The organism is Sphingobium lactosutens DS20, from assembly GCF_000445105.1.
Classification (GTDB): Bacteria; Pseudomonadota; Alphaproteobacteria; order Sphingomonadales; family Sphingomonadaceae; genus Sphingobium; species Sphingobium lactosutens.
Genome location: NZ_ATDP01000092.1, coordinates 164,760 through 189,853 on the forward strand (window position 1 = coordinate 164,760; position 25,094 = coordinate 189,853).

At 65.0% G+C, this 25,094-nt stretch carries 22 protein-coding genes; 5 read left to right on the forward strand and 17 right to left on the reverse strand.

Annotation, left to right across the window (positions count from 1 at the left end):
• Window positions 1-82 precede the first annotated feature (82 nt).
• The gene (locus RLDS_RS42630) at window positions 83-1,414 is read left to right on the forward strand and encodes a dicarboxylate/amino acid:cation symporter (protein ID WP_021226539.1); all 1,332 of its coding nucleotides are present in this window, start codon (window positions 83-85) and stop codon (window positions 1,412-1,414) included.
• A gap of 11 nt (window positions 1,415-1,425) precedes the next feature.
• On the opposite strand, the gene RLDS_RS42635 is transcribed toward RLDS_RS42630, so the two are convergent.
• The 6 genes from RLDS_RS42635 to RLDS_RS42660 form a co-directional block, all read right to left on the reverse strand.
• The gene (locus RLDS_RS42635) at window positions 1,426-2,310 is read right to left on the reverse strand and encodes a bestrophin family protein (protein WP_021226540.1); all 885 of its coding nucleotides are present in this window, start codon (window positions 2,308-2,310) and stop codon (window positions 1,426-1,428) included.
• A 93-nt stretch (window positions 2,311-2,403) separates the two neighbouring features.
• Window positions 2,404-2,586 (reverse strand): hypothetical protein, encoded by a 183-nt coding sequence (locus tag RLDS_RS42640; RefSeq protein WP_021226541.1) that lies wholly within the window; start codon window positions 2,584-2,586, stop codon window positions 2,404-2,406.
• Between the two features lie 5 nt (window positions 2,587-2,591).
• Window positions 2,592-3,881 carry an adenylosuccinate synthase gene (locus RLDS_RS42645; protein WP_021226542.1) on the reverse strand — a complete coding sequence of 430 codons (1,290 nt, stop codon included), beginning with the start codon at window positions 3,879-3,881 and terminating at the stop codon, window positions 2,592-2,594.
• 1,129 nt (window positions 3,882-5,010) lie between these two features.
• Window positions 5,011-6,141 (reverse strand): ATP phosphoribosyltransferase regulatory subunit, encoded by a 1,131-nt coding sequence (locus RLDS_RS42650; protein WP_021226543.1) that lies wholly within the window; start codon window positions 6,139-6,141, stop codon window positions 5,011-5,013.
• Between the two features lie 163 nt (window positions 6,142-6,304).
• On the reverse strand, window positions 6,305-7,885 hold the full coding sequence (gene serA, locus RLDS_RS42655) for a phosphoglycerate dehydrogenase (protein WP_021226544.1): 1,581 nt from the start codon (window positions 7,883-7,885) through the stop codon (window positions 6,305-6,307).
• A 122-nt stretch (window positions 7,886-8,007) separates the two neighbouring features.
• Window positions 8,008-9,168 (reverse strand): phosphoserine transaminase, encoded by a 1,161-nt coding sequence (locus RLDS_RS42660; protein WP_021226545.1) that lies wholly within the window; start codon window positions 9,166-9,168, stop codon window positions 8,008-8,010.
• A gap of 161 nt (window positions 9,169-9,329) precedes the next feature.
• Between RLDS_RS42660 and RLDS_RS42665 the strand changes: the two genes are divergently transcribed.
• The 4 genes from RLDS_RS42665 (at window position 9,330) to dapD (ending at window position 12,671) form a co-directional block, all read left to right on the forward strand.
• A complete protein-coding gene (locus RLDS_RS42665) occupies window positions 9,330-10,031 on the forward strand; it encodes an extensin-like domain-containing protein (protein WP_021226546.1) in 702 nt (233 codons plus the stop codon).
• A 90-nt stretch (window positions 10,032-10,121) separates the two neighbouring features.
• Entirely contained in the window at window positions 10,122-11,000 is an 879-nt protein-coding gene (locus RLDS_RS42670; protein WP_021226547.1) for an LOG family protein, read from the forward strand.
• A gap of 163 nt (window positions 11,001-11,163) precedes the next feature.
• Window positions 11,164-11,829: a pyrimidine 5'-nucleotidase gene (locus RLDS_RS42675; RefSeq protein ID WP_021226548.1), complete on the forward strand. Its 666-nt coding sequence runs from the start codon at window positions 11,164-11,166 to the stop codon at window positions 11,827-11,829.
• Window positions 11,830-11,831: 2 nt separating this feature from the next.
• Window positions 11,832-12,671 carry a 2,3,4,5-tetrahydropyridine-2,6-dicarboxylate N-succinyltransferase gene (dapD, locus tag RLDS_RS42680; protein ID WP_031298335.1) on the forward strand — a complete coding sequence of 280 codons (840 nt, stop codon included), beginning with the start codon at window positions 11,832-11,834 and terminating at the stop codon, window positions 12,669-12,671.
• Window positions 12,672-12,713: 42 nt separating this feature from the next.
• On the opposite strand, the gene RLDS_RS42685 is transcribed toward dapD, so the two are convergent.
• From RLDS_RS42685 to ectA, 11 genes are all read right to left on the reverse strand, one after another.
• Complete coding sequence (locus tag RLDS_RS42685; RefSeq protein WP_021226550.1) at window positions 12,714-13,703, reverse strand: DUF2891 domain-containing protein; 990 nt, start codon at window positions 13,701-13,703, stop codon at window positions 12,714-12,716.
• On the reverse strand, window positions 13,700-14,638 hold the full coding sequence (locus tag RLDS_RS42690; protein ID WP_021226551.1) for a DUF979 domain-containing protein: 939 nt from the start codon (window positions 14,636-14,638) through the stop codon (window positions 13,700-13,702). Before RLDS_RS42690 ends, RLDS_RS42685 begins: the two co-directional genes overlap by 4 nt.
• Complete coding sequence (locus RLDS_RS42695; RefSeq protein WP_021226552.1) at window positions 14,635-15,312, reverse strand: DUF969 domain-containing protein; 678 nt, start codon at window positions 15,310-15,312, stop codon at window positions 14,635-14,637. Before RLDS_RS42695 ends, RLDS_RS42690 begins: the two co-directional genes overlap by 4 nt.
• Window positions 15,313-15,321: 9 nt before the next feature.
• Window positions 15,322-17,508: a penicillin acylase family protein gene (locus RLDS_RS42700; RefSeq protein ID WP_021226553.1), complete on the reverse strand. Its 2,187-nt coding sequence runs from the start codon at window positions 17,506-17,508 to the stop codon at window positions 15,322-15,324.
• Window positions 17,509-17,562: 54 nt separating this feature from the next.
• Entirely contained in the window at window positions 17,563-18,894 is a 1,332-nt protein-coding gene (locus tag RLDS_RS42705; protein ID WP_021226554.1) for an MFS transporter, read from the reverse strand.
• Window positions 18,891-20,138 carry an MFS transporter gene (locus tag RLDS_RS42710; protein WP_031298336.1) on the reverse strand — a complete coding sequence of 416 codons (1,248 nt, stop codon included), beginning with the start codon at window positions 20,136-20,138 and terminating at the stop codon, window positions 18,891-18,893. Before RLDS_RS42710 ends, RLDS_RS42705 begins: the two co-directional genes overlap by 4 nt.
• 27 nt (window positions 20,139-20,165) lie before the next feature.
• Complete coding sequence (locus tag RLDS_RS42715) at window positions 20,166-21,614, reverse strand: aspartate kinase (protein ID WP_021226556.1); 1,449 nt, start codon at window positions 21,612-21,614, stop codon at window positions 20,166-20,168.
• On the reverse strand, window positions 21,611-22,531 hold the full coding sequence (gene thpD / locus RLDS_RS42720) for an ectoine hydroxylase (RefSeq protein ID WP_031298338.1): 921 nt from the start codon (window positions 22,529-22,531) through the stop codon (window positions 21,611-21,613). Before thpD ends, RLDS_RS42715 begins: the two co-directional genes overlap by 4 nt.
• A gap of 95 nt (window positions 22,532-22,626) precedes the next feature.
• Window positions 22,627-23,040 carry an ectoine synthase gene (locus tag RLDS_RS42725; RefSeq protein WP_021226558.1) on the reverse strand — a complete coding sequence of 138 codons (414 nt, stop codon included), beginning with the start codon at window positions 23,038-23,040 and terminating at the stop codon, window positions 22,627-22,629.
• A 14-nt stretch (window positions 23,041-23,054) separates the two neighbouring features.
• Window positions 23,055-24,365, reverse strand: a complete 1,311-nt coding sequence (ectB, locus tag RLDS_RS42730) for a diaminobutyrate--2-oxoglutarate transaminase (protein WP_021226559.1) — start codon at window positions 24,363-24,365, stop codon at window positions 23,055-23,057.
• A 3-nt stretch (window positions 24,366-24,368) separates the two neighbouring features.
• Window positions 24,369-24,875 (reverse strand): diaminobutyrate acetyltransferase, encoded by a 507-nt coding sequence (ectA, locus tag RLDS_RS42735; RefSeq protein ID WP_031298340.1) that lies wholly within the window; start codon window positions 24,873-24,875, stop codon window positions 24,369-24,371.
• Between the last annotated feature and the right edge of the window lie 219 nt (window positions 24,876-25,094).

Consider the following 25,094-nt stretch of genomic DNA (forward strand, 5'->3'; position numbering starts at 1 on the left):
GCCATGCGCCTGTTAGGTGTCTGGCCTGACAGACGGAAAAATAAGGCGGGGGCATGCCTGCGGGCGGCTTTAGAGGAATTTGATGCGAAACAGACTGACGGCGTTCATCCTCATCGGCATGGTCGCGGGGGTGCTGACCGGCTATGTGGCCAATCTCTGGGTCGGGGGCGATGACGCCACCGCCAAGGAGGTGGCCAGCTATTTCCATCTGCTCGCCGACATTTTCCTGCATCTCATCAAGATGATCATCGCCCCGCTGGTCTTTTCCACGCTGGTCGCGGGCATCGCGCATATGGGCGACAGCGCGGCGCTGGGCCGCATCGGCGGGCGCGCGCTCGCCTGGTTCATCATCGCCAGCCTGATTTCGCTGACGCTGGGCCTGATCCTCGTCAACTTCTTCCAGCCGGGCGTCGGCCTCAATTTGGTCCGATCGGGCGTGGATGCGGGCGTCAGCACAGAGGGCCTGAATTTCCGCGACTTCGTGCTGCATATCTTCCCCACCTCGATGATCGGGGCGATGGCGGAAAATTCGATTCTGCAGATCGTCGTCTTCTCGCTGTTCGTGGGCGTCGCGCTGACGGCGATCGGCGAAAAGGGCAAGCCGATCGTCACGGTGATCGAGGCGATGGTCGAACTGATGCTGCAAGTGACCGGCTATGTCATGCGGGTCGCGCCGCTCGCCGTCTTCGGCGCGCTGGCTTCGTCCATCACCGTGCAGGGCCTTGGCGTGCTTCAGACCTATGGCGAGCTGGTCGGCGAATTCTACATCGCGATCTTCTGCCTGTGGGGCCTGTTGTTCCTGGCCGGGTCGCTGTTCCTGGGCAAGCGCATGATCAAGCTGGTCCGCTATGTGCGCGAACCGATCCTGATCGCCTTTTCCACCGCATCGTCCGAGGCGGCCTATCCCAAGATGCTGGAGCAGCTCGACCGGTTCGGCGTGCCGCGGCGGATTTACAGTTTCGTGCTGCCGCTGGGCTATAGCTTCAATCTTGACGGGTCGATGATGTACGCGACCTTCGCGACCATCTTCATCGCCCAGGCCTATGGCATCGACCTGCCGATCACCACGCAGATCACCATTTTGCTGGTGCTGATGGTGACCAGCAAGGGCATCGCCGCCGTGCCGCGCGCCAGCCTGGTGGTGGTCGCCGCGACGCTGGGGCAGTTCGACCTGCCGGTGGAGGGCATCGCCTTCATCTTGGCGGTCGATCACTTCATGGACATGGGCCGCACCGCGACCAACGTGCTGGGCAATGCGATCGCGACATCGGTCATCACCAAATGGGAAGGGATGCTGGAGGTCGAGGAGCCGGAGGATGTGCCGCATCCCAAGGCCCCGGCGCATACGGCATCCGATGGCCGGCGCGGGCTGGAGCTGGCGTCCGACATGGTGGACGACCCGCGCAAGGGCTGATCCGCCGCGCGTTACCACAATACCCCGCGCACCGGCTTGATCGGGTCGGGCGCGGGATCGCCGATCGACTGGAGTAGGTCGATCTCGATCGTGCGGCACATGGCCGTCAGCGGATTGTCGTGCACGGTGTTGGCGAAGGGATCGACCAGATCGTCGCCGATCCGCAGCACGGCCAGGAACATCAACCCCGCGACCGTCGACCCCAGCGGGGTGGCAAAGCCCAGGGTTTCCACCAGGCCAATCGGCAGGGCGATGCAGAAGATATGGGTGAAGATGGTCGGTAGATAACGATATTGCACGGGCAGCGGCGTGTTCTTGATCCGCTCCATCCCCCCTTGCGCATTGGCGATGTCGACCAGCACCGCCTCCATCTGCGTTTGCTGGATGGTGTCGAGCCACCCATTGCGCCGGCCGATGTCGATCCGCCGCCCGGTGCTGTCGAGCAGGCCGTTGGCGGGATTGACGCGGGCCAGCGCCTTGCCCTTGTCCTCCGCCGTCAGGAATTTGGTGACATCATCGCCGATGGGCTGGCGGCGCAGCTGGCAGCGCAGGGCGTTCACATAGGCGATCTGCCGCTTGACGATTTCGCGCTTGAGTGCGGCCGAGTCCGGGTCCGGCATGAAGTTGCGGGTGGCGCGGGCGAGGTTGCGCGAGGCGTTGATCATCGCGCCCCACAGGGTTCGCGCTTCCCACCAGCGCTGATAGGCGCTGTTCGACCGGAAGCCGAGGAACAGCGCCAGCGCGGACCCGAAAATGGTGAGCGGCAGTTCGGGCGCTTTGAAGGGCAGCAGATAATAAGTGACTGTAACCGCGCAATCCCAGATGAACAGCACGGTCAGCGGTTTCCAGACTTCGGATGCGATCCGGCGGAAACTGGGGATGGGATCAACAATCATGCGGCTCTCCGAAAACAGAAATGCCGCAACGCAGCATCAGCGGCGATGCTCCCGGCCCCAGGCCCTGCAACGAAAAATTACAGTCATCGCCGATCAGCGCAGTTTCGCGATCGACAACCCGTCCTGCTTGGCGCGGGCCTTGACCGATTCCTCGCTGCGCGTCAGCGCCTTGGCGATGGCCTTCAAGGCCATCCCCTTTTTCGCCAGCGTGTGCAGCTTCTGGATTTCATCCTGGGTCCAGGGCTGTTTGTGACGCTCGAACCGTTCTCCCGCCATGGCGATCAATCCGCGAAGGGATCGCGGACGAGGATGGTGTCGTCGCGTTCGGGAGAGGTGGATACGAGCGTGACCGGGCAGCCGATCAGCTCCTCGATCCGGCGGATATATTTGATCGCCTGCGCAGGCAGCTCGGCCCAGCTGCGCGCGCCCGCCGTGGTTTCGCTCCAGCCGCCGATGCTTTCGTAGATCGGCTCCGCGCGCGCCTGGTCCTGCGCATGGGCGGGGAGATAGTCGAAGCTGCGGTCGCCGATGCGATAGCCGGTGCAGATCTTCAGCTCCGCAAAGCCGTCGAGCACGTCGAGCTTGGTAAGGGCGATGCCGGTGACGCCCGATACCGCGACCGACTGGCGCACCAGCACGGCGTCGAACCAACCGCAGCGGCGCTTGCGCCCGGTGACGGTGCCGAACTCATGGCCCCGCTCGCCCAGGCGCTGGCCGATATCATTATCCTGTTCGCTGGGGAAAGGGCCGGAGCCGACGCGGGTGGTATAGGCTTTGGTGATGCCAAGCACGAAGCCCGCGCCGCTGGGGCCAAGGCCGGTGCCGCTCGCCGCCGTGCCCGCCACCGTGTTGGACGAGGTGACGAAGGGATAGGTGCCATGGTCGATATCGAGCAAGGTGCCCTGCGCCCCTTCGAACAGGATGCGCTTGCCCTCGCTCTTGGCCTTGTTGAGCGTCAGCCAGACGGGCTTGACGAAGGGGAGGATGAAGGCGGCGATGTCGGTCAGGTCGGCGATCAGCGCCGCGCGGTCGATCGGGGCTTCGCCAAAGCCGGCGCGCAGTGCGTCATGATGCGCGGTCAGCCGGTCGATCTGCGGCCCCAGATCGTCAAGATGGGCAAGGTCGCACACGCGGATGGCGCGGCGGCCGACCTTGTCCTCATAGGCGGGGCCAATGCCGCGGCGCGTGGTGCCGATCTTGCCCGCGCCTGATGCATCCTCGCGCAGGCCGTCGAGGTCGCGGTGGAAGGGCAGGATCAGCGGGCAGGTTTCGGCGATCTCGAGATTGTCGGGGGTGATCTCCACCCCCTGCCCCTTCAATTTGGCGACCTCGTCCCGGAAATGCCAGGGATCGAGCACCACGCCATTGCCGATGACGGACAGGGTGCCGCGCACGATGCCCGAAGGGAGCAGCGACAGCTTGTAGACCTTGTCCCCCACGACCAGCGTGTGGCCGGCATTATGCCCGCCCTGGAAGCGGGCGACGACATCGGCGCGCTCCGACAGCCAGTCGACGATCTTGCCCTTGCCCTCGTCACCCCATTGGGCGCCGATCACGGTCACATTTGCCATGGATACAATCCTTCCGCCCGCCGCGGTGACCGGCCATGCCCTTCGACGGGACTCGGCATGCCGGTGGGATGAGGGACGCGCGGGCGTCCGAATGCGGGGCGCGGGGTAGCGGCATGGGGCCGCCGCGTCAAGGCTGGCCGCGCCGGAGCGTCGGGAGAGAGGGTCGCGCGGGCGTGTCGCCTTCGGCCGAAGTTCACAGTGTCGCAGGGCCTATGCGCCCATGAAGCGACCGCGACGCGACCATGAGGCGACCACGAAGCGACACCTGGCAGAAACGGCGTCGGCGGCCCGGCGATGGGCGCGCCGCGCGGCGAAGCGGCGCGTTGCGGGCTGGCGGCGGCGGGGCCGTGTGTGAAGGACGCAGGCGTCATCCCCCCAATAGATCAGAGAAAATCCTACATTGGAGGGGGGGGTGGATGGATCTGGCGGTCGCCCGGCGGGCCGGCCATGGGTCGGAGGAACAGGACGGCCCTTCGACAAGCTCAGGGCGAACGGAGTTATGTAGAAACGACCCTCATTCACCGTCATCCCGGCCTTGAGCCGGGATCCCGCTTCTTCATTTGAGCGAAGAAAAGCGGGATGCCGGGTCAAGCCCGGCATGACGACTGTAGGAATGGCAGGAAGCGACCACTATCGGACGCTCGCTTGTTCCCATATAGAAAGTCAGATGGGTCTATTTCGCCGGAAGAAGAATACTCCACACCCGCTTGCGGATTTGGATGTATGGATAGTGCCGCTTCATGTGAAAGCCGGTGCAGAAACGCTCCCCGATCGCTTCATCGGTGCATTTGTTAGCGTGATTTGTCGAGCGGAAAACCCGAACCTTGCCGCTTGGTCAGCTATTCAAGCCATTGAAACTATGGGTTATTCAGTGCCAGAAAGTCCAACAAAAGTAGATCATATGAAAGCATCGGATTTCGCAAATCTGGTTGCAGACAATTGGGCTGGTCTTGCACATGAGCTGCCCAGCCAGACTGAGTTTTATGCTCGAATGGCCGAACACAGAGCGGTGCTTGGCCCATTCGCCGCCTACGAGGCCTCGCAACAATCAGAAAGCCGACAGTCCCCTATCCACTCAACCTCGCCGTTCATTGAGGCCGCTTGGCGGGCCGTCCGGGATTCCCCGCGATCAATAAGCGCGCGGGCCTGCGCCATCGAGCCAGTGGGAGCAGCGTTGGGCGGAGCCGTCTTCGCCTTCGCTGAGGGCGGCGATGGTGTGCCAGCCTTCGCCGCGCAGTTCCGCCGCGCGGGCAGGGTCGTGGCCCAGGGGCAGGAACAGGCGTTTCGGGCTGTCGCCGCCAAAGCCCGCGTCGATCAGCGGGTCGGGATAGAGCGAAAAGCCCATCGCCGGTTCGTCGGCGCCATCGGCGCGGGCGATGGCGTAGCTGCCGCCGCGGCCGATTTCGCCGACGAAACCTTCGGCGAAGATCGAGAAGCCGAACCAGGTCTGGAATTCAAAGCCGTGGCGTTCGGTGGGATCGAGCGTCAGGGTGATGTCCCAGCCAATGGGTTTGGCGATGGCGCGCAGGCCCGCGATGCGGCTGTCGATCGCGCCGCCGACACGGGCGCTGAATGCCTCCAGCCGCTCCATCGCGGCGTGGAACGGGCCGGTCGCTTCGATGAGCGGCAGATAGGCGGCGGCGGCCGGGCCGTGGGCGGCGAGCGCGCCGGCATCCTTGGCGTCGAGTTCGGCGCGCACCGCCTCGACCTGGGCGCCGCCAAGCGGCAACGGGCCGGCGGCGAGCATGTCGACAAGGTCAGGGAGCGTGAAGTCGATGGTGATGCCGGTGACGCCGGCGGCCTGCAACGCCTCTATCGCGATGTTGACGATTTCGACGGCGGCCGGGACGCTGTCGCTGCCGATGAGTTCGGCGCCCAGCTGCATCTTTTCACGCTCGGGGCGCAGTTGGCTCGCCTTTTGCCGGATGACGGGGCCGGCATAGGAGAGGCGCAGCGGGCGCGGCGCGGCGGCAAGGCGGGTGGCGGCGATGCGGCCGACCTGCGCGGTCATGTCCGGGCGGAAGGCCAGGGTCCGCTGCGATACCGGATCGACCACGCGCACCAGATCCTGCGCCCGCATGGAGGTGAGCCGTTGCGTCAGCGTATCCTCAAATTCCGCGAGCGGGGGCATGACCCGTTCATAGCCATGGGTCGCGACGGTATCGAGCACGCGCCGCACCAGCCGCGCGGAGGCTTCGGCCTGGGGCGGCAGGCGATCGGACAGCCCTTCGGGCAGAAGGCCGGGGGGGATGGTAGTCATGAACGGCCCTTTAGCGGAAATTGCCGCTTATTCCACTTCGTTCGTCCTGAGTAGGGCTGAGCGACGTCGAAGACCCGTATCGAAGGATGGCCTTGTGCATCTCCTTCGATACGCCATTTCGACTTCGCTCAATGGCTACTCAGGACGAACGGATAGGGAAACCTTACGCGAAGCGGAGCAGCTTGACCTGGTTGACGCCGGTGAGGTTACAGATTTCCCAGCGCAGCGGTTCGGTGACGGTGCCGTCAACCGAGAGCAGCAGCACCGCTTCGCCGCCCTGGTCGCGGCGGCCAAGGTGGAAGGTGCCGATATTGACGTTCGCTTCGCCGAGCGTCGAGCCCAAACGGCCGATGAAGCCGGGCGCATCCTGATTGACGATGTAGAGCATCGTGCCGCCAAGATCGGCCTCCACCTTGATGCCGAACAGTTCGACAAGGCGCGGCTGCGCATGGCCGAACAGCGTGCCGGCGACCGAGCGATCGCCATTGGCGGTGGTGACGGTGACGCGGACCAGCGTCTGATAGTCGCCTTCGCGGTCATGGCGGACTTCGCGCACGTCAAGGCCGCGTTCCTTGGCCAGGAAGGGCGCGTTCACCATGTTCACCGTGTCGGAATAGACGCGCATGAGGCCGGCGAGGACGGCGGCGGTGATCGGCTTGGGATTGAGCTGCGCGGCCTGACCCTCGACCTCAACCGCCACGCCGGTGATCGCGTCGCCTTCCAGCTGGCCAATCAGGCTGCCCAGCTTTTCGGCTAGCGCCATATAGGGCTTCAATTTGGGCGCTTCTTCGGCGCTGAGGCTCGGGACGTTCAGCGCATTGGTGATGCCGCCGTCGAGCAGATAGTCGCTGAGCTGTTCGGCGACCTGGAGCGCGACATTGACCTGCGCCTCGTCGGTCGACGCGCCCAGATGCGGGGTGCAGATGAAATTGGGCGTGCCGAACAGGGGCGATTCCTTGGCCGGCTCGGTCTGGAACACGTCGAGCGCGGCGCCCGCGACCTGGCCCGAATCGAGCGCATCCTTGAGCGCGGCCTCATCGATCAGGCCGCCGCGCGCGCAGTTGATGATGCGCACGCCCTTCTTGGTCTTGGCAAGGTTCTCGCGGCTGAGGATGTTGCGGGTCTGATCGGTAAGCGGCGTGTGCAGCGTGATGAAGTCGGCCTTTGCCAGCAGCGTGTCGAGATCGGCCTTTTCCACGCCCATTTCGACGGCGCGCTCCGGCGTCAGGAAGGGATCGAAGGCGACGACCTTCATCTTGAGGCCGAGCGCACGGCTCGCCACGATCGAGCCGATATTGCCCGCGCCGATGAGGCCCAACGTCTTGCCGGTGACTTCGACGCCCATGAAACCGTTTTTGGGCCACAGGCCTTGTTGCGTCTGCGCATTGGCTTCGGGCAGCTGGCGGGCGAGCGCGAACATGAGGGCGATGGCGTGTTCGGCGGTGGTGATGGAATTGCCGAACGGCGTATTCATGACGATCACGCCCTTGGCCGAGGCATAGGGAATGTCGACATTGTCGACGCCGATGCCGGCGCGGCCGATGACCTTGAGGTTCGTCGCGGCGTCGAGAATGTCCTTCGTCACCTTGGTCGAGCTACGGATGGCGAGGCCGTCATAGTCGCCGATGATGGCTTTCAATTCTTCGGGCGTCTTGCCGGTGATGACGTCGACGTCGACGCCGCGTTCCTGGAAGATGGCGGCGGCGCGGGGGTCCATTTTGTCGGAAATGAGGACTTTGGGCATGGCGAATTGCCTTTCTTTGCAATTCGTCATCCTGACGAAAGTCAGGATCTCAGGCGGCGAAGTCGTAGCTAGAGGCCTGAGATCCCAGCCTTCGCTGGGATGACGAGAAACGTAGCGTGGGGTTAAGCGGCCTTGGTCTGGGCGTAGGCCCAGTCGAGCCAGGGGCCGAGCGCTTCGATATCGGCGGTTTCCACCGTCGCGCCGCACCAGATGCGCAGGCCCGCCGGCGCGTCGCGATAGCCGGCGATGTCATAGGCCGCGCCTTCCTTTTCGAGGAGCGCGGCGAAGGCCTTGATAAAGGCTTCGTCCGCGCCCTCGACCGTCAGGCAGACGCTGGTCTTCGAACGCGAGGCGGGATCGGCGGCGAGATGGCCGAGCCAGTCGCGATCCGCGACGATCTTGTCCAGAGCGGCCGCGTTGGCGTCGGAGCGGGCGATCAGCCCCTTGAGGCCGCCGAGCGACTTGCCCCATTCGAGCGCGAAGATCGCGTCCTCGACCGCCAGCATGGAGGGCGTGTTGATCGTTTCGCCCTTGAAGATGCCTTCGGCAAGCTTGCCCTTGGCCATCAGGCGGAAGACCTTGGGCAGCGGCCAGGACGGGGTATGGGTTTCGAGCCGTTCGACCGCGCGGGGGCCCAGGATCAGGACGCCATGGCCGCCCTCCCCGCCCAGCACCTTCTGCCAGGAGAAGGTGGCGACGTCGATCTTCGTCCAGTCGATGTCATAGGCGAAGACCGCGCTGGTCGCGTCCGCAAAGGTCAGGCCCTGACGGTCGGCGGGAATCCAGTCGGCATCGGGCACGCGCACGCCCGACGTGGTGCCGTTCCAGGTGAAGAGCACGTCGGTGCTGAAATCGACCTGAGTGAGATCGGGCAGCTGGCCATAATCGGCGCGAATGATGGTGGGGTCGAGCTTGAGCTGCTTGGCGGCGTCCGTCACCCAGCCTTCGCCGAAGCTTTCCCAGGCGAGCGTGGTGACGGGGCGCGCGCCCAGCATCGTCCACATCGCCATTTCAAAGGCGCCGGTATCGGAGCCGGGGACGATGCCGATACGGTGCGTGTCGGGCAGCTGCAAAATCTCGCGCATCAGGTCGATGCAATAAGCGAGGCGGGTCTTGCCGATCTTGGCGCGGTGCGAGCGGCCGAGCGAGTCCGTGCTCAGCTTGTCGGCGCTCCACACGGGTGGCTTGGCGCAGGGACCGGAAGAGAAAAAGGGGCGTGCCGGCGTGGTGGCGGGCTTTGCGGCAGGCGCAATGGTGGCGTCGGCGGCAGTCAGATCAGTCATGTCATGCTTCTCCTTGCAGAGAGCGCGCGCGGCGTTGGGACCGCGTGGCCCGTCGGCCGCCCTAAAGATCGCAGCGAAAGAGTCAAGGCGATTGTCGGAATGCGACGAGCCGAGCGGGCGGTTAACTTTCGTAAAGGATTGGGTTGGTAAACATCCGATTCATGGAAAAGCGGGCGATGAGCAATCTGCGCGGCGCGGCCACGGCTGCGCTATTGGCAAGCATGATGACACTGGCGGGGTGCGGCGGCGACCTGGTGCCGCGCGGCAAGGTGGCGCGTGCGTCGAAGCCGGTCCGCGCACCTGCGCGCGCGACGCGCCCGCCATCGCAACCGGCGCTGGAGACGCGGCAATGTTTCGCGAAACTGCAATCCCAGTCGGTCAATTTCCAGCCCCTGCCTGACCGCAATTTCGGCGGCGGATGCAGCGCGATCGGCAGCGTCAAGCTGCTCGACATCGGGGTGCCCGCCACGGGCCTGGGGGCGATGACATGCAATCTGGCCGCCAATTTCGCCGCCTGGGCGCGCTATGCCGTGCAACCGGCGGCGCGGCTGGTGCTGGGCGCGGAAATCGAGAAGATCGAAACGTTCGGCACCTATAATTGCCGCCCGATCGCCGGCAGCGCGAAGCTGAGCGAACATGCGCACAGCAACGCGATCGACGTGTCGGCCTTCGTCCTGTCGGACGGGAGGCGGATCACGGTGCAGCAGGGCTGGCATGGCGACCGGCAGACGCGCCAGTTTCTGAGCCTGATCCACGCCAGCGCGTGCAAGCGGTTCAACACCGTGCTCAGCCCCGACTATAACGCCGCGCATCACGACCATTTCCATTTCGACATGGGCGGGAGGGGCGGTTTTTGCCGCTGAGGCGTCGGCGCGGCCTTTCCCACGCGCCAGGACGCGATTCTGTGACCGGGCGTCTTGGCAATGTCATCGCCGACGCCTAATTGGCCATGGATGACAAGAAAAGAGATTGAGGAACGCAAGTTCCGCCCTGCCCGCGAAGAGGCAGGCGACGCCGCCAAGCAGACCGGCACCCCCCAGACGCAGAGCGCCGCCTATCGGCTGGCCTTTCAGGATGACGAATTCCTGCTGCGCGAAGACCTGCGGCCCGTGCGCTTCCAGCTGGAATTGCTGAAACCCCAGTTGCTGATGGACGAGGCGAAGATCGAATCGACCTTCGTGTTCTACGGGTCGGCGCGCATTCCCGAACCCGACCAGGTGCAGGCGCGGATCGACGCCGCGCCAACGCCCGAACTCAAGCGGCTGGCGGAAAATCTGGGTCGGAAGGCGCATTATTACGAGGAAGCGCGCAAGCTGGCGCGCATCGCCGCCCAATATCCGGTGAACGAGGCGGGATGCCGCCATTTCGTCGTCTGTTCAGGTGGCGGCCCGTCGATCATGGAAGCGGCCAATCGCGGCGCGCAGGATGTCGGCCAGACCACCATCGGCATGAACATCGTCCTGCCGCACGAACAGGCGCCCAATCGCTTCGTGACGCCGGAGCTGAGTTTCCAGTTCCACTATTTCGCGCTGCGCAAGATGCATTTCCTGCTGCGCGCCCGTGCGCTGGCGGTGTTCCCCGGCGGGTTCGGCACGTTCGACGAAATGTTCGAATTGCTGACCCTCATCCAGACCGGTAAGATGAAGCCCATTCCGATCCTGCTCTATGGCAAGGAGTTCTGGAACCGCGTCGTGGATTTCGAGGCGCTGGCGGACGAAGGGGTGATTTCACACAAGGATCTGGACCTTTTGACCTGGGTCGAAAGCGCGCAGGAAGGATGGGACGCGGTGCAGCGTTTCTATGAGGATAGCGACGTGCCGGGGTGCGACTAATCCCTCTCCCCACGGGGGAGGGGGACGCGAGACTTGGCGGCTATGCCGCCTAGTCGCAGCCGGAGAGGGGGTGCGCCCAACGCTAAGCCCCCTCTTCCAACTTCGCCTAGGGGAGAAGGTCAGAGACCTTGCCCTGCAACCCGCATCGCTCTAGGGCGCGGCCATGTTGCCGGCGCTTTCCCATGTCGATAGCTGGATCTTCGATCTGGACAATACGCTCTATCCGGCGAAGGCGGACCTGTTCGCGCTGATCGACGTCAAGATGGGCGAATATATTCAGGGGCTGCTCGGCTGCGACCCGGTGCTGGCACGCGAGACGCAGAAACGCTATTTCATCGAGCATGGCACCACGCTGTCGGGCCTGATGCATCATCATGGCATCGAGCCGCGCGAATTTCTCGACTATGTTCATGACATTTCGATGGAGCGGCTGGAGGTCGACCCCGCGCTCAATGCCGCGATCGAGGCGCTGCCGGGGCGCAAGCTGATCTTCACCAACGGCGACGCCGATTATGCCGGGCGCGTGCTGGAGAAACTGGGCCTTTCCGACGCGTTCGAGCTGATCCACGACATTCATGCCTGCCAATATGTGCCCAAGCCCGACCCGTCGGGCTATGATGCGCTATGCAAGATCCATGATATCGACCCGGCGCGCGCCGCCTTCTTCGAGGATATGGCGCGCAACCTGCGCCCGGCCAAGGCGATCGGCATGGCGACCATCTGGGTCAATAACGGGTCGGAGGCGGGCAATCATGACCATCATCCCGACTTCATCGATTTCGAAACCGACCATCTGACGCCATTTCTGGCTGACATTCTGGGGAAATGACCATGAGCCAAGACCTTATCGCCACCATCGACGCCGCCTGGGAAGGGCGCGCCGACATCAACCTTCAGACGCAGGGCGACGTGCGCCAGGCGGTGGACAAGGCGCTGGCCCTGCTCGACAGCGGCGCATTGCGCGTGGCCGAGCCGACGGCACAAGGCTGGCAGGTCAACCAGTGGGCGAAGAAGGCAGTGCTGCTGTCCTTCCGCCTCAATGACAATGTCATGATCGACAATGGCCCGGGCGCGGGCCATTGGTGGGACAAGGTGCCGAGCAAATTTGCCGGCTGGGACGAGGCGGCGTTCCGCGCCGCCGGTTTCCGCGCCGTGCCGGGCAGTTTCGCGCGCGCGGGATCGCACATCGCCAAGAATGTCATCCTGATGCCGAGCTTCGTCAATATCGGCGCGTTCGTTGACGAAGGCACAATGGTCGACACCTGGGTGACGGTGGGAAGCTGCGCGCAGATCGGCAAGAATGTCCATTTGTCGGGCGGTGTCGGCATCGGCGGCGTGCTGGAGCCGTTGCAGGCCGATCCGGTCATCATCGAGGACGACTGTTTCATCGGCGCGCGGTCCGAAGTGGTCGAGGGTGTGCGCATCGGCAAGGGATCGGTGCTGTCGATGGGCGTCTTCATCGGACAGTCGACCAAGATCGTCGACCGTACCAGCGGCGAAATCTTCATGGGCGAAGTGCCGCCCTATTCGGTGGTCGTGCCCGGCAGCCTGCCCGGCAAGCCGCTGCCCGACGGGGCGCCCGGCCCCAGCCTGTATTGCGCGGTGATCGTCAAGCGCGTCGACGCGCAGACGCGGTCCAAGACGGGAATCAACGAATTGCTGCGCGACTGACGCGGCGGGTTTCGGGGAGGGTGTCTGCCCCCTCCCCCGCTGTCATTCCAGCGCCAGCAGCGCGAAGGTGGCGAGCCAATGTTCGCCCATATAATCGCCCGCGACATGGGGCAGGCTGGCGTCAAGATGGACGCGCGCCGCCTGCTGCGCCAGGGCATGGACCGGATCATGTTCGCCCAAGGCCGCAGCGATGCCGCGCCAGCACCATGCGCGGCTGAGATTAAGGCCGTCGAGATGCGCGATCTTGCCATCGCTGCGGTCGGACACGGTGGCGGGGGTGAAGAGAGTCGCCGGCTCACCACTCCCAAGGTCCGGCAGGAAGGCGTGGAACCAGGCGGCGAAATCCGGCCGGTCCATGAGGCGGCTCATCAACAGGGCCTCACACAGGGCGGGTGAGAGAAATTCGTCGCCGCCCGGCTCCCACGCCTGGCAGGCGCGGTCCTGCGCGAACCAGTCCAGTGCGCGCTGGTCGATCAGGGCGGCGAGCGCGTCGTCGCGCCCCTGCGCCCAGTCGCGCGCGAGGATGAGGGCGAAGGCGATGTTGAAATGGGTGCCGACGCGCAGCGGATAGGTGAGCTTGGGCAGGAAGGCGTGGAAGCGGGCGGCGAAATCGCGCGCCAGCGGCTCCAGCGCCGCCGCCCAAGGCGCATCGTGGCGCGCGAGTTCCGCGTGCAGCGCCAGCGCCCAGGCCCAGCCATAGGGGCGTTCGAACCCGGCGCTCATCGGGCGGGCGAGATAGGCGCGTTCGCCCGCGACGTTGGCGGGCGTCAGCATCGCGTCGGCGCGGGCGCGGATGGCGGGCGCCTGCGCCATGTCGGGATAGAGCCGCATCAGCCGCATCACCTGCCACCAGCCATGGACACAGCTGTGCCAGTCGAAACTGCCGTGGAAGATCGGGTGATGCGCGCGTGGGGGCCGGGCGTCCTGCGGCCCGGTCAGCACCAGATCCATCTTGAAGGGATATTCGCGGCCGAGATGCGACAGGGTGAGGCCGGCGAAGCGGCTGGCGATATCGGGGGTGAGCAGGGTCATGGGAAGGCGAGCCAGTAAATGAGGAGGATGTTGACGACGAGCAGCGGGACGGCGGTGCCGACCTGCCGCTTGATGACGCCATGCTTGTCCTTGAGGTCGAGCAGGGCGGCGGGCACGAGGTTGAAGTTCGCGGCCATGGGCGTCATCAGCGTGCCGCAGAAGCCCGCCAGCATGCCGATGGCGCAGACGACCGCCGGGTCGCCATCATAGGTGCGGATGAGCAGCGGCAGGCCGATGGCGGCGGTCATCACCGGGAAGGCGGCAAAGGCGTTGCCCATCACCATGGTGAAAAGCGCCATGCCAAGGCCATAGGCGATGACCGCGCCCAGGAGGCTGCCCTGCGGGATCGCCATGCTGACGATCTGGCCGACGACATCCCCCACGCCCGCCAGCGCGAACACCGCGCCCAGGCTGGCGAGCATTTGCGGCAGGATGGCGGCCCAGCCGACCGAATCCATCAGCCGCCGCCCCTGCTGGAGCGGTTCGAGCGGAGACGCGCGCAGCCAGAGGCAGCCGACCACAGATGCGATCAGCACGCCCAGCGCCAGGGCGATCAACGTCGCCTGCTTGCCATCGACCCAGTCGGGCGCCTGCTTGAAGGCGAAGGTGCCGATGAGCGCGGTCGCGGGGATGATGAGCGCGATGACGAACAGGCGATTGCCCATTCGATCGGCCCGGTCGCGGCGCAGGGCGTCGGGCAGCGCGGACTGCCCCCGCCCCATGCCGCCCAGCCCCGCCAGCGCGACGAGGCCCAGCAGCAGGACGCCATTGCCAAGGTCGCCCAGACTGTCGCCGCCCCACATGCTGAGCGCCAGCAAGGCCCAGAAGGCCGATGTGGTCCAGCGGCGCGGATTGGTGCGGTCGCCAAGGCCGAGCAGGGCGAAGGCCGCGAACATCGCGCCAGCGACGGCATAGACCCAGTGCAGGGTGATCATGCCGGGTCCTCCGGCGCGCCGCGCCTGAGCCGGCGGTCGAGACGCCATAGGCGGAAGCCGTGGATCAGGAAGGCGGCAATGGCGGTCGGGATCGCCCAGACCGACAAATGCAGCGGCTCCAGGCTGATGCCATATTGTTCCAGCAGCCCCTTGATGAGCAGGATCGAGCCGATGGCGAGGAAGATGTCCTCCCCGAAGAACAGGCCAATATTGTCGGTCGCCGCGGCCCAGGCTTTCACCTCTTCCCGGCGGTGGTCGTCGAGCGCGCCTGCCTGGGCCTCCGCCGCTGCTTCGGCGATCGGCGCGACCAATGGGCGCACGGTCTGGGCATGGCCGGCGACCGATGTGAGCCCGACGGCCGCCAGCCCCTGGCGCAGCAGCATATAGCCGGTGAGGAACTGTCCTACGGTCGCGCCGCGCATTTTGGCGATCAGGCCGCGCGCGCGTTCCTGTAAACCATAGGCTTCGAGCAGGCCGACGACCGGCAGCACGATCCAGATGATGCTGACATAGCGCGCTTCGTTGAACGCCTTGCCGAAGGCTGCGAGGATGGTGAGCAGGTCGAGGCCCGCCGCGATGCCGGTGACGATCGCCGAGGCCAGGATCACCAGCAGCGGATGGAAGCGCAGCAGGAAACCCGCGACGATGATGGCGATGCCGAGCAGGACCCACATGACAGGCGCCTATTGCCCTGGCCGGTAGCGGCGTTCGACATGGCCGGCGAGTTCATCGGGATGGAAATAGACCGGGCGCAGCATGCCCTGCGCATAGAGCGCGGACTGGTCGTTGAAATGGGGCGAGGCGGGATTGCCGCTTTCGCCGCCGACGCTGACCGCCCTGGCATGGACGCGGTCGCCAAATTCGACGGCGGCGATGAAGCTGTTGCCGCTGGTGCCATACCATTTGCGCGTGTCGGGATAGGCGCGCGCGCCGAAGGAGGCGAGCGAGCCCCAGCGCGCCGAGCTGAAGGGCACGGCGATGCTGGGCGCGGCATCGCTGAAATTCTGGGTGATGGCGCCGGTCAGTCGCTGCAGCCGGTTGATATCGCCCCAGGGCGTGCGCCAGGTGCCGAAGTCGCGATCCAGCCGCCGCACCACGTCCGCCAGCAGGGTCAGTTGCACATCAGGGGACGCGGCGGCCATGCGATCATAGAGGGTGCGCGGCGCCCCCTGGCTATGGTCCAGCGTCCATTGGCGCAGATCCTCCGCCCAGTGCGCCGCAAGGCTGTTGGAAACCGAGGCCAAACCCCAGCGATAATCCCAGTCGCGCAGCATGGCGATCGGCTGCGCCAACAATGGCTTGCGCGCATCCGTGTCGGGCAGAGTGTCCCAGGCCTGCACGAGCGGCGGCAGGAACCGCGCGAAGGCGGGCTGATAGCTGTCGAACGCCGCCGCCCGGAGCGTGTCGAGCGTAAAGTCCCGCCCCGCCGACAGCAGCATGACCGCATGTTCGCCGCGCGGATTTTCGCCCATCATGTCCATGTAACGCGGGAAGTCGGCCGCCTTCTGGCTGTCCCTGCCCGCCGCCGACCACGGACCATTATTGGTGTTCTGAATCCAGCCGCCCGCCGGGTTGCGCAGGGCCGGCAATGCGTCGAGCGGAGTCAGCCCCTTCCAGTCGGTGGCGGGATCGCTGCCGTCCACTGGCCGGGTATAGTCGAAACGATCATCGCGCACGGGCACGAATTGCGGGTGCAGATAGGCGATGGTGCCATTGGCGTCGGCGAAGATGGTGTTGTTGGACGAATTGGCCTGACGCGTCGCCACCTTGACGAAAGCGGCGTAATCGCGCGCCTTCGTCCGCAAAAAGGACTGCTCCAGCGCGGGGATGGGCTTGTCCATCATGGCGAAGGCGACCCATTTGCCGTCCTGATCCCCGATGATCGGGCCATGATGGGTGCGATAGACGGTGAAGCCGCGGTCGGCGCGGCCGCCGTCTGCCGTGCGATAGGCGATGGTGACGGTGGAGGCGCGGACCGGGCGCTGCTCCGCGCCATAGCGGTAGGTCAGCGCGCCGTCCGGCCGGCGCGTCACGGTTTCGAGAAATTCGTCGACGGCATCGACGGTGCTGGAGGTGTGCATCCATCCGGCGGTGGGATTGAACCCCTGATAGATGAAGAATTGCCCCCAGGTCGCCGCGCCATAGGCATTGAGCCCTTCGTCGCTGGTCATTTGCAGTTCGGAGCGGAAGAAGAAGCTGGTGTGGGGATTGATCCACAGCAGGGCATGGCCGCTGGCGCTTTTGCCCGGCGCGATGGCGAAGCCGTTGGAGCCGCGCGGTTCGGGGTCGGGATCGGCCATGGCGATCGGACGCCCGCCGGGCGCGCCGTAAAAGGCCTTGAGCCGATCGAGCGGGATGCGTTCGATATCGCCGCCAATGCTGCCTTCGGTGAAACTGAGCGCCATCCAGGGCTCAAAGCGAGTGATGACGCGCGGCTTTACCTGGCCATGAGTGGCGAGATAATAGTTCAGCCCATCGGCCCAGGCGTCCATCAAAGCGCGCAACCAGGCGGGGCTGGCCGCATAGTCGGCGCGCAGCTTTTGCGGGTCCATGTAGAGGCGCGCGCGCAGATCCTGCCAGATCGCGTCCTCGCCCTCCGCCTCCGCCATGCGGCCGAGCGCGGTCAGATAATTGGTTTCGATCCGGTTGAAGTCATCTTCGGCCTGAGCATAGATCATGCCGAATACGGCGTCGGCATCGCTGCGGCCATGGACATGGGCAATGCCCCAGTCATCGCGCTGAATGGTGACCCGCGCCGCCTGCGCCTGCCAGCGCGCGCTGTCGCCTTGCGCCGTGGACGGCTGGGCGGCGGCGGGCTGGGCAACCAGCAGGGCGGGCAGGATGCAGGCGAGCGACAATGTGATGTTCATGGCCGCCAGCTAACCCGCTTCGCAGCCCCCTGTCATCCTTTTTGCCTATGCGCGTCAGTGTCGCGCGAACGGGTCGTCGCGCAGGGACTTGCCCGCCGTTTCGGGCATGTAGCGCAAGGCGACAAGGCCGACGAGGCAAGCCGCCATCATCAGAAAGGCGGGCATGAGTTCGTTGCCGGTCCAGGAGATAAGCCCGCTGCCGATCGCGGGCGCGGTGCCGCCGAACAACGAGGTAGAGACATTATAGGCGATGGCAAAGCCGGCGAAACGCACCGACGTCGGGAACAGCGCGGGGAAGGTGGCGGAAATGGTCGCGAGTTGCGGCACATAGCAGAGGCCGAGCAGCACGAAGCCGATGATCGCGCCCACAAGCCCGGTCGCCATCAGCAAATAGAGCGGCACCACCCCGACAAGCAGGCTGAGCAGCGACACGCGCCACATCGCCCGTCGCCCCACGCGGTCGGACAGATGCCCGGCAAAGGGCAGGAAGAGCATCATGAACATCATGCCGATGATCGGCACCACCAATGCTTCGTCGGTGGTGAGGCCGATGCGCCGCTGAAGATAGGTCGGCATGTAGCTGAGCAGCGTATAGTTGACGACATTGAGCGCCACGACGAGGCCACCCACGACCAGCATCGGCCGCCAATGGCGTTCCAGCAGCTGGCCAAGGCTGGGGCTTTCCGCCTTGCCGCTGGCCTGCCCATCCTCGCGGAAGATCGGCGTATCTTCCATGCGGGCGCGCAGATACATGCCGATCAAACCCATGGGCGCGGCGACCAGAAAGGGGATGCGCCAGCCCCATGCATGCATGGCCGCGTCGCCCAGCAGCAGCGAGAAGCCGAGCATCAGCAAGGCGCCGAAGGAAAAGCCCGCCAGCGTGCCGAATTCCAGGAAACTGCCGTAAAAGCCGCGCCGGTCATCGGGCGCATATTCGGCCATGAAGGTGGCCGCGCCGCCATATTCGCCGCCCGTGGAAAAACCCTGCACCATGCGCAGCAGGATGAGCAGCGCCGGCGCCCAGAAACCGATGCTGGCATAGGAGGGGATCAGCCCGACCGCCAGCGTCGCGCCCGACATCATCAATATGGTGAGCGCGAGCACGGATTTGCGCCCCATGCGATCGCCCAGCGGCCCCCAGAAGAGGCCACCCAGCGGACGGACGAGGAAGGAAATGGCGAAGGTGGCGAGCGCGAACAAGACCGCGTCATCCACCTTGCCGGGAAACAGCGCCGCGGAGATATAGGTCACGCCATAGGCATAAATGCCATAGTCGAACCATTCGGTGGCGTTGCCGAGCGCCGAGGCCGCGATCGCACGGCGCAGCGTCGCCTGATCGACAGACCCGGCCGCCCCGGGAGGCGCGGCGATGGTGGTTGCGGTCATGTCGTCTCTCCATCAGGCAGATGATCTGCGGTATTGGGGTCAAGCAGCGAGGCCATCGGGGTCGTGCGCGGCACGATCTGGAAATCCTGCTGTTCGGGCGCGGGCACCGGATCGGAGGACAATTGACGCCACAGGCCAAAGCCCAGTGTCGCGCCGGCGCACAAGGCGATGAACAGGAAGAGGCCGCTGGCGCCCGCCAGCGTCATCATCGCCGCCGCGCCCATCGGCCCCAGCGCCGCGCCGACCGAATAGAGCAACACCAGCCGGCCGCTCGCCGCGACCCGTTCCGACGCGAGCAACCGGTCGTTGCTGTGCGCCACGCAAAGGGGATACAGCGCGAAGCTCAGCCCGCCAAAGGCTGCGCCCAGCACCAGCAGCGGCAGGCCGCCCCGGCTGAGCATCGAGAGGGCGATGCTGACCGCCAGGGTCGCGGCGAAGCTCCAGACGATCACGGCGCGCCGGTCATAACGGTCCGACAGGCGGCCGAGCGGCCATTGCATCGCGACGCCGCCCAGAATGACGATCATCATGAAGCTGGCGGTCGCGCCCAGATTGAGGCCGAGGCGGCGGACATGGACGGCCGCCAGCCCGTAAAAAGCCCCCAGCATCAGTCCGGTCGTCACTGCGCCGATGACGCCCAGCGGCGATGCGGCGAAGAGCGAGCGCAGCGAAAAAGCCGTCGCCGCCTGCGGCGCGGGCGCGCTCGATCGCGTCAGGCAGAGCGGGATGATGGCGAGCGAAATGAGGATCGAGGCGATCTGGAAGGGAATGGCGGGCAGCGTCCCGCTCGCGCCCAGAAGCAACTGGCCGACCGCCTGACCGGAATAGAGCGCGACCATATAGGCGGCCAGGATGCTGCCGCGGGTTTCCACATCCGCCCGGTCGTTGAGCCAGCTTTCCAGGCAGATGAAAACGCCGGCCACGCAGACGCCGTCGATCAGCCGCAATGCGGTCCACAGCAAGGGATGGTCGAGGAGCACATAGGACAATGTGCTGGCCGACAGCAGCGCGACGAAGGCGGCGAAGGCGCGGATATGCCCGACCTGCCGCACGATGCCACCGGCGCGCAGCGCGCCCACCACCAGCCCGCCGAAATAGGCGGTGGCGACCGCGCCGATCGCCATGGTGCCCGCGCCCGCGCGCTCCAGCCGCAGGCTGATGAGGGTCGATAAAAAGCCGCTGCCCGCCATCAGCATGAAGATGGCGAGCAGCAGGCTTTGAACGGGACGGATCGCAGCTATCATCTGGAGGCGCCCGACGGCGCGCGGCACTCAGGCCGCGCGCCGGCCCTCCGCTGCTACCGGTTCGTCATTATCCTCCACCAGCGCGCGGTGGAGCGCGGCGACCGCGGCGTCATATTGGCGCACATCGACGACGAACTGGACATCCACGTTGCGGATCTGATGCTGCATCGCGATCACGTCGATATCGGCCTGCGCCAAGGCCTTGAGCGCATCGGGCATCAGGCCGGGGCGCGAAATGTCGCTGCCGATGACGGAGACGATCGCCACCGGATGGGCGGAAATGGACGCGTCGGGATAACGATCCTGCAAGTCGCCGATCACCCGCTTCACCTTGACTGCGTCGGCGGAAAGATAATGGGTGATGGTGTTGGCGTTGGACGCCTTGCTGACGATCCATATGCCATGGCGGGTCAGCACGTCCAGGATGGCGGCGTCATAGCCCTTTACCCCGACCATGTCCTGTTCGAAGAATTGCAGCGCCTGCGCGGTGCGGATGCCGGTGACGATTTCGACGCGGGGCGTATCGGACACATAGTCGCCGCAGATGAGCGTGCCGCCATCTTCCCGGTCGAAGGTGTTGCGGACCCGCAGCGGAATGTCGGTCTGGCGCAGGCCGCGCCCGGCGCCGGGATGGATCGCCTCCATGCCCAGGTTCGCAAGCTGATCGGCGACATCATAGTTGGTGCGGCCGATCTTGCGCGCCTTGTCGGTGCCGACGAGCTTGGGGTCGGCGCTCGACAAGTGGAATTCCTTGTGGATGATCGCCTCGCGCGCCTGCGTCAGCACGGCGATGCGTGAAAAGGTCATTTCGGAATAGCCGCGCTGATAGCGGCGGACCATGCCCTCGCTGCACCCGGCATAGCCGGTGACGATCGGCAGGGTGGTGGCAAGGTCGATGGGCGCGAACGCCTGTTCGATCCGCTCGTCGAGGCCGCGCATATCCTGCTGATCCCACAATGTCAGATCGACGAAGCAGGCGTTGACGCCGCGATCGCGCAGCAGCAGCGCGGTCGAATGGGCGCTATGCGCTTCGCCAAGCCCGGCAAGCAGTTCGCGCACCGTGATCAGCTGCTCCTTGACGCAGAAACGGCCATGACTGCGCAGGCGGGCCAGATCGTCGAGGCAGGCGGCGACCGCGTCGATGCGCGCATCGACAAAGCCATTGGCTTCGGCAAGGCTTTCGGCGCGCGCGAACATATCGACATTGCGCGCATGCATGGCATCGCGCACGGTTTCGATCGCATCGCGCCAGCCATCCGCGCCATCGTCGGCGACGAAACGGGCATAGACGCCCGGCTCGCCCGATTTCTTATGTTCCAGCAGCAGGTCGGTCATGCCGGCATAGGCCGACACGACGAAGATGCGGTTATAGAGGTCCGCGCCCTTGCGCCCCGCGATCAGGACATTGTCGAACAGCACGCCGGTCGCCGCCATCGACGTGCCGCCGATTTTTTCCACACTATGTTGGCCGCTCATGCCAGCGCCTCCTCCATCAAAAGTCCCGTGACCGGCGTAATGGCCGCAGGCTCTCCGCGCGCGGCGATGAATTCGGGGCGCGGCTTGTCGACGCCGAAGGGCGCGACGAGACGATTGCTGACCGCATTATAGACCATGAAGGCATTGGCGCGGGGGAAGGGCGTGATGTTGCCGTTCGACCCGTGCATGGTGTTGCAGTCGAAGATGACGACCGAACCGGGCTTTCCGGTCGGGGCGACAATGCCATGCTTGTGCGCCAGTTCGGCCAGGCTGTCTTCGTCGGGCACGCCATATTCCTGTTTCTTCAGGGACTGGCGATAATGATCGTCGGGTGTTTCGCCGATGCAGGTGAGGAACGCCTTGTGGCTGCCGGGGATCAGCATCAGCGGGCCGTTATCGGGCGTGTTTTCCGCCAGCAATACCGACATGGACAAAGCGCGCATGCGCGGCATGCCGTCTTCCACATGCCAGGTTTCAAAATCGCTGTGCCAGAAAAATTCCTTGCCGGTGAAGCCAGGCTTATAGTTGAGGCGCGACTGGTGGAGATAGACGCGATCGCCCAGCAGATATTGCGCGACGCCGGCCAGGCGGCTGTCGGCGGCCAGCCGGCCAATCACATCGCTCTGCGCGTGGATTTTGAAGATGGAGCGGACTTCCTTGCCGCCCGGTTCGGTGATGACGGTTTCATCTTCCAGCGCCTGCGGATCGGCCAGCAGCTTGCCGGCCTCGCGCTGAAGGAAGGCGACTTCGGCGTCGGAGAAAATATCCTCCAGAACCAGAAAGCCGTCGCGGTCGAAGCGTTCGGTTTGTTCGCGGCTGAGCGGCGCGTCCTTCGTCCATTCGCTGTGGACCACAGGATCGAGACGCGGCAGAAATTCCGCCACGTCGCCGTGCCTTGACGGGTAGACGTCTTGCATGGGACTTCCCCCTTTTTTGCTGATGTGAGATTTTCAAGAAGGCGCCAGGCCTTTCGCCCGGTCTCGCTACGGACGAAAGGCCATTGCACCGCCGGTCATTCGGCGAATGCGGGTTCCTTCACCTGCTCCGTATCGGCGGGATAGGCGCCGCTTTCGTCATGCACTTCCTTGCCCGTGACCGGGGGATTGAAGACGCAGGCGCATAAAATGTCGGTTTCGGGCCGGACGATATGCTTGTCATGCTTGTCGAGCGCATACATGACGCCCGGTGCCAGCTGATGCGTCACGCCTTCGCCCAGATCCTCGATCGTGCCGGTGCCCTTGAGCACCAGGACCGATTCCAGATGGTTCTGATAATGCATGTGCAATTCCTCGCCCGCGTACATGGTCGTGACGTGGAAGGAAAAGCCCATATTGTCGTCCTTCAGCTGAAGGCGGGCGCTTTCCCAGCCCTTGGACTTGATGTTGCGGTCGGACTTGCGGATGTCCTGAAGCTTGCGGATGAACATGGCTGTTGTCTCCTTTATTCTGCGGCGACGCCATAGGTGACGGTCAGGGCGGAACGGACGGCTTCCTCCAATATGTCGAGACCCGCCGAAAGGACGGCGTCGTCGATCACGAGGGGCGCCAGCACCTTGACGATTTCGTCATGCGCGCCGCTGGTTTCGATGATAAGCCCCTGCGCGAAGCAGGCGGCGGTGATGGTGCCGGCGATTTCGCCGGACCCGACGTCGATGCCGCGCATCATGCCGCGGCCGCGGGTCGAGAGGCCATGCTCCGCGGCCATCGCGTCGAGCCGCCGCTCCAGCAATGCGCCGCGACGGGCGATATCCTGTTGAAAGGCGTCGTTACTCCAGAAATGGCGCAGCGCGGCCGTGGCGGTGACGAAGGCGTGGTTATTGCCCCGGAAAGTGCCGTTATGTTCGCCCGGCGACCACTGGTCGAGTTCCGGGCGGAACAGGGTGAGGGCAAAGGGCAGCCCCATGCCCGACAGCGATTTGGCCAGCGTGACGATGTCGGGGGTGAAGCCCATGCCTTCGAAGCTGAAGAAATTGCCGGTGCGGCCGACGCCCGCCTGAATGTCATCGACGATCAGCAGCGCGCCGTGACGCTTGGCGATCTCGGCGATCTTGCGCAGCCAGGCCGGCGAGGCGGCATTGAGACCGCCTTCGCCCTGCACGGTTTCGACCAGAATGGCGGCCGGGGCGTCGAGCCCGCTTGACGGGTCGGACAGGCGGCGTTCCAGCAATTCGGCGGTATCGACGTCCGGACCGTGATAGCCATCATAGGGTTCATGGGCGACGTGATTGAGCGGCACGCCCGCGCCGCCGCGCTTGGCAGCGTTGCCGGTGCAGGCGAGCGCGCCCAGCGTCATGCCATGGAAACCGTTGGTAAAGGCGATCACCAGCTCGCGCCCGGTAATCTTGCGCGCCAGCTTGATCGCGGCTTCCACCGCGTTGGTGCCGGTCGGGCCGGTGAACATGGCGCGATAGTCCAGGCCTCGTGGCTGAAGGATCACTTCTTCGAGCGTTTCGAGAAAGGCTTCCTTGGCGTCGGTGTGAAGATCAAGACCGTGGGTCACGCCGTCATTGGCGATATAATCCATCAGCGCGGTCTTGAGCACCGGATGATTATGGCCATAGTTCAGCGTCGAGCAGCCCGACAGGAAGTCGAGATAGCGGCCGCCCTGGGTGTCGTGCATCCACACATCCTGCGCCTTGTTGAACTGGCGCGGCATCGAGCGGGCATAGCTGCGCACGCCCGATTCACGGCGTTCGTAAATAGCGCGGTCGGGAATGGACGAGGTCGGTTTGGGAAGAAGGGTCGTGGTCATGGCTCAAATGTCCTCCTGTTGGGGCCGCCCCTTTGGGGTCAGCGGACCGATGCGCGCCTGCCATTCAGTGGCATGGGCACCGGCGAAATGGGCTTCGCGTTCGAAACGGGCGGTCTTTTCCAGCGGCGCGCCCCACTTGCGGGCCAGCCCCTGAAACAGCGCCCAGGACGCGTCATTGTCGTCCGTGATGGTCGTCGTGAGATGCGTGACGCCATCCTGTTCCGGCCGGGCCAGCAGCGCATCGATCATGCGGCTGGCGAGGCGCTGGCCGCGCGCGGCGGATGACACGGCGACCTGCCAGACGAAGAAATTGTGCGGGGCGGCGGGCGGACGATAGCCCGACACCCATCCGACCACCGAGCCGTCGCGTGTCGCAACGATGCAGCTGTCGGCGAAATCGGTGCATTGCAGCAGATTGCAATAGGCCGAATTGGGATCGAGCGGCGGGCAAGCCGCGATCAGCGCGCTGATGGCCGGCCCGTCCGTGGCGACGGGCTTGCGGAAACCGATATCCTGCCCCGTGCCCGGATCAGGGCGCGCAGAAGCCCGTGGCGGCAGGGCCGCTGTAGCTTGGGTGTCGAAGATTGTTCATCTCCCGAATTATTTTCTGGGCAAAGGACTCGATGCCTTCTCGATACGGCACGGAATATGCCGTTTTTGACGAATTTTTCAACCCCACCGTTGAAATTTTATTTTGCAGTGCGAAGTATTTTGGCCGGCGTAAAAAGG